Annotated in this window: 11 protein-coding genes; 9 read left to right on the top strand and 2 right to left on the bottom strand. The window is 69.2% G+C overall.

Translation table 11 applies throughout. The annotated features are described in order from the left end of the window. Positions 1-436 (top strand): DUF4190 domain-containing protein (locus AOJ26_RS34165; RefSeq protein ID WP_159044454.1); only part of this gene is annotated, 436 nt, incomplete at its 5' end. Positions 437-479: 43 nt separating this feature from the next. On the opposite strand, the gene AOJ26_RS34160 is transcribed toward AOJ26_RS34165, so the two are convergent. After that, a complete protein-coding gene (locus AOJ26_RS34160; RefSeq protein ID WP_053852248.1) occupies positions 480-1,049 on the bottom strand; it encodes an NADAR family protein in 570 nt (189 codons plus the stop codon). Positions 1,050-1,260: 211 nt separating this feature from the next. Here AOJ26_RS34160 and AOJ26_RS34155 point away from each other — a divergent pair, with 211 nt between their 5' ends. The 8 genes from AOJ26_RS34155 (at position 1,261) to AOJ26_RS34120 (ending at position 10,929) form a co-directional block, all read left to right on the top strand. After that, positions 1,261-2,796 carry a gamma-aminobutyraldehyde dehydrogenase gene (locus AOJ26_RS34155; RefSeq protein WP_053852249.1) on the top strand — a complete coding sequence of 512 codons (1,536 nt, stop codon included), beginning with the start codon at positions 1,261-1,263 and terminating at the stop codon, positions 2,794-2,796. A gap of 54 nt (positions 2,797-2,850) precedes the next feature. Continuing rightward, positions 2,851-4,098 carry an ABC transporter substrate-binding protein gene (locus AOJ26_RS34150; protein ID WP_053852247.1) on the top strand — a complete coding sequence of 416 codons (1,248 nt, stop codon included), beginning with the start codon at positions 2,851-2,853 and terminating at the stop codon, positions 4,096-4,098. Further along, positions 4,095-5,261: an ABC transporter ATP-binding protein gene (locus tag AOJ26_RS34145; RefSeq protein WP_053852246.1), complete on the top strand. Its 1,167-nt coding sequence runs from the start codon at positions 4,095-4,097 to the stop codon at positions 5,259-5,261. The genes AOJ26_RS34150 and AOJ26_RS34145 overlap by 4 nt, the downstream gene beginning before the upstream one ends. Further along, positions 5,261-6,190 carry an ABC transporter permease gene (locus AOJ26_RS34140; protein WP_053852245.1) on the top strand — a complete coding sequence of 310 codons (930 nt, stop codon included), beginning with the start codon at positions 5,261-5,263 and terminating at the stop codon, positions 6,188-6,190. Before AOJ26_RS34145 ends, AOJ26_RS34140 begins: the two co-directional genes overlap by 1 nt. Continuing rightward, complete coding sequence (locus tag AOJ26_RS34135; protein ID WP_053852244.1) at positions 6,191-6,991, top strand: ABC transporter permease; 801 nt, start codon at positions 6,191-6,193, stop codon at positions 6,989-6,991. Between the two features lie 36 nt (positions 6,992-7,027). Then, positions 7,028-8,446 carry an NAD(P)/FAD-dependent oxidoreductase gene (locus AOJ26_RS34130; protein WP_053852243.1) on the top strand — a complete coding sequence of 473 codons (1,419 nt, stop codon included), beginning with the start codon at positions 7,028-7,030 and terminating at the stop codon, positions 8,444-8,446. Between the two features lie 119 nt (positions 8,447-8,565). Next, positions 8,566-9,027 carry a hypothetical protein gene (locus AOJ26_RS34125; RefSeq protein WP_053852242.1) on the top strand — a complete coding sequence of 154 codons (462 nt, stop codon included), beginning with the start codon at positions 8,566-8,568 and terminating at the stop codon, positions 9,025-9,027. A 96-nt stretch (positions 9,028-9,123) separates the two neighbouring features. Then, a complete protein-coding gene (locus tag AOJ26_RS34120) occupies positions 9,124-10,929 on the top strand; it encodes a chitinase (RefSeq protein ID WP_053852241.1) in 1,806 nt (601 codons plus the stop codon). On the opposite strand, the gene AOJ26_RS34115 is transcribed toward AOJ26_RS34120, so the two are convergent. Then, the coding region (locus AOJ26_RS34115; protein ID WP_179200392.1) for a phosphatase PAP2 family protein at positions 10,917-11,110 on the bottom strand (194 nt) is incomplete at its 5' end. The two genes, AOJ26_RS34120 and AOJ26_RS34115, sit on opposite strands and share 13 nt — an antisense overlap.

Raw genomic sequence — 11,110 nt, 5'->3', positions numbered from 1 at the left:
GGTGCCGCCCCCGCCGATCGGACCCGAGGGGCCCGGTGCTCCCGTCGGCTACGGCTACCCCACCTATCCGGCGGGCCCGCAGGGATACGGCGGCTGGGCCCCGCCGAGGCCGCCGCAGAACGGCATGGGCGTCGCCGCGATGGTGCTGGGCATCCTGTCCTGCGCCCTGTTCTGCATGTACGGCGTCCTCTCGCTGGTGCTCGGGGTGCTCGCCATCGTGTTCGGGATCAAGGGGCGCAAGCGGGCCGACCGGGGCGAGGCCACCAACCACGGGCAGGCGCAGGCCGGGTTCATCATGGGGATCATCGGGACGATCCTCGGGGTCGCGGTGATCGTGCTGCTCGCCATCGGCATCACCGCCGCCATCAACTCGGAGGACGACCCCGACTACTACGACGGCTCCCTCGGCGCGGTGGCGACCGTACAGGTGGGGTAGCGCCCGGAGCGGAGACAGGGGGCCACCGGACCGGTGGTCCCCTTCACGCGTTTCTGAGGCGGGCTCTTGCCTCCATGAGGGCGAAGCCGAGGAGGTTCGGGCCCCGCCAGCGCTCCGGGTCGCCCGCCGCCTCGTCGTCCGCGGCGAGGCCGATGCCCCACACCCGGTCCACCGGGCTGGCCTCCACCAGCACCCGGTCGCCGGTGTCGAGCAGGAAGTGCCGCAGGTCCTCGTGGGCCGCGAACTTGTGGACGCTGCCCTCGACGACGATGCCGAACCGCTCGCGCCGCCAGACCTGCTCGTCGAAGCCGCGGACGGAGCGGCCCGCCGCCTTGGCCTGGGACGGGTGTCCGGCGGCCACAATGCGGCGCTCGGCCTCCGGGTCGTCGAAGAGGCGTGCCTTGCCCGCCATCATCCAGTGCTCGGCGGTCGCGTAGGTCGCCCCGTCCACCACGAACGGCGACGGCCACCACTGGCTCAGACAACTCGCGCCGACCCGGCCGTCCGGACGCGGGCGGTGGCCCCAGAAGTACAAAAAATTGAGCTTGGCTCCGGCCCGGACCTGCCTGACCAGGGCATCCTGTGAATCGATCTTCCCCGTGACTCTCCCCATGCACGCGAGTCTGGCAGGAACCACTGACACTCCGTCCTTCCTTTTCGGGGGCGACTCGACACCTGGTCGACAGATTCCGTCGCGTAACCGAAAGGCAACAACGGAATCACTTGTAGGAGTGTCATTGCTCTGTCAGGATCGGCACTCAAATCGAGCTGGAGCTACGCCACCCGCCCGCGGCAACCGTGGGATGACGGCGGAGGAGAGCGACATGCACAACCCGGGCAGTGCCATCCCGGACCGGTTTGCGGCACAGGAGCGGTTCGCCGCAGGCGCGCAGTTCATCGGAGGGCGTCTCACCAAGGGGACCTCCGGTCGTACGCACGCGGTCGTGGATCCCGCGAGCGGTGAGGAGGTCTTCACCTACGAGCTGGCGGGCGTCGAGGACGTGGACGCCGCCGTCGCCGCGGCCCGGGCCGCCTTCCCGGAGTGGGCGGCCCGTACTCCGGGCGAGCGGTCCGACGCCCTGCACCGGTTCGCCGCCGTGCTCGCCGACCGTGCCGAGGACTTCGCCCGCGCGGAGTCGCTCCAGTGCGGGAAGCCGCTGAAGCTGACCCGGGAGTTCGACGTTTCGGGGACCATTGACAACACCGCCTTCTTCGCGGGTGCGGCCCGTCATCTTCAGGGGCAGTCCGCCGGGGAGTACTCCGGGGACCACACGTCGTACGTGCGGCGGGAGCCGATCGGGGTCGTCGGGTCCATCGCGCCCTGGAACTATCCGCTCCAGATGGCCGCCTGGAAGATCCTCCCGGCCGTCGCGGCGGGCAACACCATCGTTCTGAAGCCCGCGGAGATCACTCCGCTGACCTCTCTTCTCTTCGCCCAGGCCGCCACCGACGCCGGGATCCCGGACGGTGTCGTCAACATCGTCACCGGGACCGGGAAGGAGGCGGGGGAGCGGCTGGTCGGGCACCCGGACGTGGCCATGACCTCGTTCACCGGGTCGACGGCCGTGGGGAAGCGGGTCGCCGAGATCGCCACCGCCACCGTCAAGCGGCTCCATCTGGAACTCGGCGGCAAGGCGCCCTTCCTCGTCTTCGACGACGCCGACCTGGAGGCCGCCGTCAACGGGGCCGTCGCGGGCGCGCTCATCAACACCGGGCAGGACTGCACGGCCGCCACGCGCGCGTACGTGCAGCGGCCGCTGTACGAGGCGTTCGTGGAGCGCACCGCCGCGCTGATGGAGACCGTACGGCTCGGCGATCCCTTCGCCTCCGGCACCGATCTCGGGCCGCTCATCTCGCACGTGCAGCGGGACCGGGTCGCCGGGTTCGTCGACCGTGCGCGTGCCTACGCGCGCGTGGTGACCGGTGGCGAGGCGCCCGGAGGTGAGCTCGCCAAGGGCGCCTACTACAGGCCCACGCTCGTCGCCGACGCCGCCCAGGACAGCGAGATCGTCCAGTCCGAGATCTTCGGGCCGGTCCTCGTGGTCCTGCCGTTCGACAGCGACGACGAGGGCATCCGGCTCGCCAACGACACCCCGTACGGGCTCGCCGCCTCCGCCTGGAGCCGGGACGTCTACCGGGCGAACCGGGCCACGCGGGAGATCAAGGCCGGGTGCGTGTGGGTCAACGACCACATCCCGATCATCAGCGAGATGCCGCACGGCGGGTACAAGGCGTCCGGCTTCGGCAAGGACATGTCAGCGTACTCGTTCGAGGAGTACACCCAGCTCAAGCACGTTATGTTCGACAACACGGCGGTCGTCAGGAAGGACTGGCACCGCACGATCTTCGGGGACCGATAGCCGTACAGGCCGCCCGACCCGCGGCCGCCCACTTTCCCGAAAGGGCACCAGCGCATGGAGCAGTACGAGCCCGACCGCCTGTCACCGGCCCAAGTGGCCGCCATGCGGCGCAGCTTCCGCAACGGCCGGGCCGCGATGACCCGGCGGTCCCTGTTGCGCGCCTCCGCGGGCGGCGCACTCGCGGTCGGCGGCCTCGGCGCGCTGAGCGCCTGCGGCATCCCCGCGGCCGGCAACACCCAGGGCGGGGTCTCCGCGGAGGACCACTCGGCCGAGGAGAAGACCGTCAACTTCTCCAACTGGACCGAGTACATCGACGTGGACGAGAGCGAGAAGCACCACCCCACGCTCGACCAGTTCAAGAAGCAGACCGGCATCTCGGTCAAGTACACCGAGGACATCAACGACAACGTCGAGTTCTTCGGGAAGATCAAGCCGCAGCTGGCGGCGGGGCAGGACACCGGGCGCGACATCATCGTGCTCACCGACTGGCTCGCCGCGCGCCTCATCAGGCTCGGATGGGTCCAGAAACTCGACGCCTCCCACCTGCCCCACGCGTACGCCAACCTGTCCGCGCAGTTCCGTGATCCCGACTGGGACCCGGGACGGGCGTACTCCTACGTGTGGCAGGGCATCTCGACCGTCATCGCCTACAACAAGAAGGCGCTCGACGGCCAGGAGGTGAAGTCGGTCTCCGACCTGCTCGACAACCCCAAGCTCAAGGGCCGGGTCGGCTTCCTGTCGGAGATGCGCGACAGCGTCGGGATGACCCTGCTCGACATGGGCAAGGACCCCGCGAACTTCACCACCGACGACTACGACGCGGCCATCGCGCGCCTCCAGAAGGCCGTCGACAAGGGGCAGATCCGCCGCTTCACCGGCAACGACTACACCTCCGACCTGACCAGCGGCGACTTCGCAGCCTGTGTCGCCTGGGCCGGTGACGTCGTCCAACTGAAGGCGGACAGCCCGGACATCGACTTCGTCATCCCGGACAGCGGGTACATGACGTCGACCGACAACATGCTGATCCCCAACAAGGCCCGTCACAAGACGAACGCCGAGCGGCTCATCGACTTCTACTACCAGCCCCGGCAGGCAGCCGAGCTCGCCGCGTACATCAACTACGTGTCTCCCGTCGACGGTGTGAAGCCCGAGCTGGAGAAGATCGACCCGGATGCGGCGAACAACCCGCTGATCATCCCCGACAAGGCCATGGCCGCGAAGTCCCACGCCTTCCGCTCCCTGAGCTCGAAGGAAGAGACGGCCTTTGAAGAGAAGTTCGCGAAGCTGACTGGGGCGTGATCACCGTGACGAACAAGAACACCGAGGGCAGCGGCGACGTCCGCCTCGCCGGCATCAGCAAGACGTACGACAACGGCTTCACCGCCGTACAGCCGCTGGACCTGACCGTGCCCCAGGGCTCCTTCTTCGCCCTGCTCGGAGCCTCCGGCTGCGGCAAGACGACCACCCTGCGCATGATCGCCGGTCTGGAGGAGCCCACCACGGGCACCGTGCACCTCGGCGACCAGGAGGTCACCCGGCTGCCCCCCTACAAGCGCCCGGTGAACACCGTCTTCCAGTCCTACGCCCTCTTCCCGCACCTCGACATCTTCGAGAACGTCGCCTTCGGCCTGCGCCGGCGCGGCATCAAGTCGGTCAAGAAACAGGTCGAGGACATGCTGGAACTCGTCCAGCTCGGGGAGCAGGCCCGCAAGAAGCCGCACCAGCTCTCCGGCGGCCAGCAGCAGCGCGTCGCCGTGGCCCGGGCGCTGATCAACACGCCCAAGGTGCTCCTCCTCGACGAGCCGCTCGGCGCCCTCGACCTGAAGCTGCGCCGCCAGATGCAGCTGGAGCTCAAGCGCATCCAGACCGAGGTCGGCATCACCTTCGTGCACGTCACGCACGACCAGGAGGAGGCCATGACCATGGCCGACACGGTCGCCGTGATGAACGCGGGCCGCGTCGAGCAGCTCGGCTCGCCGACCGACCTGTACGAGAACCCGCAGACCACCTTCGTCGCCAACTTCCTCGGCACCTCCAACCTCATCGAGGCCGAGGTCGACTCCAGGAGCGGCGGCGAGATCGTGCTGAAGGCGGGCGGCGGGAAGCTGGTCCTGCCCGAGGCGCGCTACTCCGGGCCCACCGCGACCGGTGGCAAGGTGCTCGTGGGCGTGCGTCCCGAGAAGATCTCCCTCACGCACGCGGACCAGGCCGGGGAGATCCCCGTGGGCCGCAACCGGATCACCGGGAAGATCGCCGACTCCTCCTTCATCGGCGTCTCCACGCAGTACGTCATCGACAGCCCCGTCTGTCCCGAGTTCGAGGTCTACGCCCAGAACATCGACCGCGACGACCGGCTGGTGCCCGGCGCCGAGGTCGTCCTGCACTGGAACCCGGCGCACACCTTCGGACTGGACGCCGCCCAGGACATCGACGCCGGCATCCAGGAAGAGGCGACGGTCTGATGGCGACGCTCACCGAGGCGCCCCCGCCGCTCTCCCCGACCGCGCCCGAGAAGAAGCCCCCGCGCAAGCGGGGCCGCTTCACCCCGTACTGGCTGCTGCTGCCCGGCATCCTGTGGCTGCTGGTCTTCTTCGCGCTGCCGATGATCTACCAGGCCTCCACGTCCGTGCAGACGGGCTCCCTGGAGACGGGCTACAAGGTCACCTGGCACTTCGCCACCTACTGGGACGCCCTGTCCGACTACTGGCCGCAGTTCCTGCGCTCGATCCTGTACGCCGGTGCCGCGACGATCCTCTGCCTGGTGCTGGGGTATCCGCTGGCGTACCTGATCGCCTTCCGCGCGGGACGCTGGCGGAACCTGATCATGGTCCTGGTGATCGCGCCGTTCTTCACCAGCTTCCTGATCCGCACCCTCGCCTGGAAGACGATCCTCGCGGACAGCGGTCCCGTCGTCGGCGCCCTCAACACGCTGCACGTCCTGGACGTCACCAACTGGCTCGGCTGGACCACCGGCGACCGTGTCCTGGCCACCCCGCTGGCGGTGGTCTGCGGTCTGACGTACAACTTCCTGCCGTTCATGATCCTGCCGCTGTACACCTCGCTGGAACGCATCGACGGGCGGCTGCACGAGGCGGCCGGCGACCTGTACGCCAAGCCGGTCACCACCTTCCGGAAGGTCACCTTCCCGCTGTCGATGCCGGGTGTGGTCTCCGGCACCCTGCTGACCTTCATCCCCGCGGCCGGCGACTACGTCAACGCCGACCTGCTCGGCTCCACGGACACCCGCATGGTCGGCAACGTCATCCAGACGCAGTTCCTGCGCATCCTGGACTACCCGACGGCCGCGGCCCTCTCCTTCATCCTGATGGCCGCGATTCTCTTCATGGTCACCTTCTACATCCGTAGGTCCGGCACGGAGGATCTGGTTTAAATGGCCTTCGTCAACTGGCTCAAGCGTCATCTCGTCGTCATCGCGGGACTGGTCACGCTCGGATATCTCCTGCTGCCGAACGTCGTCGTCACGGTGTTCTCCTTCAACAAGCCGAAGGGGCGCTTCAACTACGAGTGGCAGCAGTTCTCCACGGACGCCTGGAAGGACCCCTGCGGGGTCGCCGACATGTGCGGCTCGCTCTCCGTCAGCCTCCAGATCGCGTTCTGGGCGACGATCGGCGCCACCGTCCTCGGCACGCTGATCGCCTTCGCGCTGGTCCGCTACCGCTTCCGCGCCCGCGGCGCCGTGAACTCGCTGATCTTCCTGCCGATGGCCATGCCCGAGGTCGTCATGGCGGCCTCGCTGCTCACCCTGTTCCTCAACATGGGCGCGCAGCTGGGCTTCTGGACCATCCTCATCGCCCACATCATGTTCTGCCTGAGCTTCGTGGTGACGGCGGTCAAGGCGCGCGTGATGTCGATGGACCCACGGCTGGAACAGGCCGCTCAGGACCTGTACGCCGGTCCTCTCCAGACCTTCGTCCGGGTCACCCTGCCGATCGCCGCCCCCGGGATCGCCGCGGGCGCGCTGCTCGCCTTCGCGCTCTCCTTCGACGACTTCATCATCACCAACTTCAACGCCGGCTCGACCGTCACCTTCCCCATGTTCGTCTGGGGATCGGCGCAGCGCGGAACTCCCGTGCAGATCAACGTCATCGGCACGGCCATGTTCCTCGTCGCCGTCCTCCTGGTGCTGACCTCCATGGTCGTCAGCAACCGCCGCAACAGGCAAAAGGCATAGCCCTTTTCGCAGAACCCTCTGTAGGGAGTTGAAATCATGGCCCCGAGCGCCATGAGCCGTTGGACGAAGGCACTTTCCGAAGCCCAGCCGGTCCCGTACTGGCTGGACGACCCCGGCAGGCCCCACCCCGAGCCCGCCCTCACCGGCGCCGAGACCTGCGACCTGCTGGTCGTCGGCGGCGGCTACAGCGGGCTGTGGACCGCGCTCAACGCGAAGGAGCGCGACCCCGGGCGGGACGTCGTCCTGCTGGAAGGCCGTGAGGTGGGCTGGGCCGCCTCCGGCCGCAACGGCGGCTTCTGCGCCGCCTCCCTCACCCACGGGCTGCCCAACGGGCTGACCCGCTGGCCCGACGAGATCCACAAGCTCCAGGAGCTGGGCGCCCGCAACCTCGACGAGATCGAGAAGGCGGTCGCCCGGCACGACCTCGACTGCGAGTTCGAGCGCACCGGCGAGATCGACGTGGCGACCGAGACGTACCAGGCCCGGGAACTGCGCGACTGGTACGGGGAGCTCCAGGAGAAGGGCCTCGCCGACGGGATCGACTTCCTCGACGCCGAGGCGGTGCGCGAGCAGGTCGCCTCCCCGACCTTCGAGGCGGGACTGTGGGACCGCCGGGGCGTGGCCATGCTCAACCCGGCCAAGCTCGTCTGGGGCCTGAAGCGGGCGTGCCGGAGACTCGGCGTCCGCGTCTACGAGCACACACCGGCCCTGGACCTGAAGCCCTACGGCGCCGGCATGGCCGTACGCACGCCGTACGGTTCCGTGCGCGCACGGAAGGTCGCGCTGGGCACCAACATCTTCCCCAACCTGGTCAGGCGGGTGCGGGCGTACACCGTCCCGGTCTACGACTACGCGCTGATGACCGAACCGCTGAGCGGGGAACAGCTCGCGTCGGTCGGCTGGAGGAACCGGCAGGGGCTCGGGGACAGCGCCAACCAGTTCCACTACTTCCGGCTGTCCGCCGACAACCGGATCCTGTGGGGCGGTTACGACGCGGTCTACCCGTACGGCGGGCGGGTGCGGGCCGAGTACGACGACCGGCCGGAGACGTACGCCAAGCTCGCCGGGCACTTCTTCACCTGCTTCCCGCAGTTGGAGGGGGTGCGCTTCACGCACGCGTGGGGCGGCGCGATCGACACCTGCTCGCGGTTCTCCGCGTTCTACGGCACCGCCCACCAGGGCAAGGTGGCGTACGCGGCGGGCTACACGGGTCTCGGCGTCGGGGCGACCCGGTTCGGCGCGGACGTGATGCTGGACCTGCTGGCGGGGCAGGACACGGAACGGACGCGGCTGGAGATGGTGCGCAAGAAGCCGCTGCCCTTCCCGCCGGAGCCCTTCGCCTGGACCGGCATCGCCCTCACCAAGTGGTCGCTGGCGCGCGCCGACGCGCACGGCGGGCGGCGCAACCTGTGGCTGCGGACCATGGACAAGCTCGGTCTGGGATTCGACAGCTGAACGGTCGTAGGTGATCTGATTCACTCCAACGGGTGGTCAGAACCCGCGTAATGCTCGCCGGGAAACCTCCTCTCCCTCGTGACGCGAACAGCGTCGACGAGAGAGAAGGAGGTCTTCTCATGACAGGGGCGAAGACGGCGGTCGAGTGGCTGGCATCCGTCGCACCGGATCCCGAGGCCTGCCGCCTGGAGTGGGAGCGCAACCCCCTCGGGGTGGCGCTGCTCCCGGCCGGCAAGGCATGGGACGTACTGATCCTGCCGGGTGAGCTCGGCTATCCGACCCTCGACGTCCTCACCCGCATCCTCGACCGGCCCGGCCCGGTGCTCGTGGACTTCGGCGACGCCCGCATGGGGTTCTTCGTGCCGCCGGGCACCGCGGCCCGCTGGCTCGGCACCGGCATCCGTACGGCCGGCGCCGGCACCTGGATCGTCGTGCCGTACCCGGGCCGGGCGGCCGGAGGAGGCGTGCGCTGGCTGGTTCCGCCGGACGGCTCCGGGGTCCTCGTCGATCCGGCACTGCTCGAACTGGCCATGCACGAGGCGGCGGCGGGTCTTGCGACGGAGGGCGACGGCTCAGGGTGAGCCGGTAGTTGCGACGAGAGGTCTTGACAACCTGGATTGGTCTGGACCAAGTTGGGCGCGCTCCACCCTCCAATTCCCCCATGCCCGGAGGCTCTTGTGGAACGCACCGGACCCGTCCGAACCGTCAGACCCGTCCTCGCCGCCCTGACGGCCGTCCTGCTGGCCCTGTCCGGCGTCACCGCGCTCTCGTCGGCCGCCCGTGCGGCCGACGCGGACCTGGTGCGCAACGGAGGCTTCGAAGCGGGACTCGACGGCTGGACCTGCTCCGCGGGTACCACCGTCAACAGCCCTGTGCACAGTGGGAGTTCGGCGCTGCGGGCGACACCGGCCGGCAGCGACTTCGCCCAGTGCGCCCAGACCGTGACCGTGCGGCCCGACGCGCAGTACACGCTCGCCGGACACGTCCGCGGCTCCTACGTCTACCTCGGCGCGAGCGGCACCGGCACCACGGACGTCTCCACCTGGACCCAGTCCGCCCCCGACTGGCAGCGGCTCACCACGACCTTCCGCACCGGCCCGTCCACCACCAAGGTCACGGTCTACACGCACGGCTGGTACGGGACGGGCGCGTACCACGCGGACGACGTGTCCCTCACCGGACCGGGCGCCGACGTCGGTCAGCCGCCCGCCGTGCCCACGGGCCTGAAGGCGGGCACGGTCACCTCCTCCAGCGTGGCCCTGTCCTGGACGGCGGTCACGGGAGCCACCGGCTACGCCGTCTACCGGGACGGCGCCAGGGTCCAGACGGTGAGCGTGCCTTCGGCCACCGTGAGCGGGCTCGCGCCCTCGACGGCGTACGGCTTCCAGGTCGCGGCGGTCAACGACGCGGGGGAGTCGGCGAGGTCGGGTGCCGTCGACGTGACCACGTCCGCGGGCGCTTCCACCGGTCTTCCCGCCCACGCCCTCGTCGGCTACCTCCACGCGAGCTTCGCCAACGGCGCCGGTTACACACGCCTCGCCGACGTCCCCGACAGCTGGGACGTCATCGACCTGGCCTTCGGCGAACCCACCTCGGTCACCTCCGGCGACATCCGCTTCACCCGCTGCCCGGTCACGGAATGCCCGAACGTCGAGTCCGACGCCGACTTCAAGGCGGCGATCAGGGCGAAGCAGGCGGCGGGCAAGAAGGTGCTCATCTCGATCGGCGGCCAGAACGGCCAGGTCCAGCTGACCACGACGGCGGCCCGGGACGCCTTCGTCTCCTCGGTCTCCTCGATCATCGACACCTACGGCCTCGACGGCCTGGACGTCGACTTCGAGGGCCACTCCCTCTCGCTGAACGCCGATGACACGGACTTCAGGAACCCGAAGACCCCGGTGGTCGTGAACCTGATCTCGGCGCTGAAGACACTGAAGGCGAAGTACGGGGCACGCTTCGTGTTGTCGATGGCCCCGGAGACCTTCTTCGTGCAGATGGGCTACCAGTACTACGGCACGGGCAAGTGGGGCGGCCAGGACCCCCGCTGCGGCGCCTACCTCCCGGTGATCCACGCCCTGCGCGACGACCTCACCCTGCTGCACGTCCAGGACTACAACTCGGGGCCGATCATGGGCCTCGACAACCAGTACCACTCGATGGGCGGCGCGGACTTCCACATCGCCATGACCGACATGCTCCTCACCGGCTTCCCGGTCGCAGGCGACCCCGCGAACGTCTTCCCGCCGCTGCGCCCCGACCAGATCGCCATCGGCATGCCCGCCTCCACGCACGCGGGCAACGGCTACGTCCCCCCGGCGGAGGTCACCAGGACCCTCGACTGCCTGACCAAGAGGACGAACTGCGGCTCGTACGCCACCCACGGCACCTGGCCCGCCCTGCGCGGCCTGATGACCTGGTCGGTCAACTGGGACCGCTACTCCGGCGGGGAGTTCCAGAGGACCTTCGACGGCTACTTCGGCTGACGCTTCGGGCCGTACCGCCTGACGACCGTCACCAGCAGCGAAAGGAGCAGTGCGGACAGGCACCAACTGGCCAGGACGTCGAGGGGCCAGTGGTAGCCGCGCCGGACCAGGCCGTAGGAGACGGCGAGGACGAGGAGGGCGCAGACGAGGGCGAGGGCCCGGCGGGTGCGGGGGGTGGGCA

The organism is Streptomyces sp. NRRL B-24085 (genome assembly GCF_001282115.1).
Lineage (GTDB): Bacteria > Actinomycetota > Actinomycetes > Streptomycetales > Streptomycetaceae > Streptomyces.
Note: the sequence above shows the minus strand (reverse complement) of the source record. Positions and strands in the feature narration are given on the sequence as shown.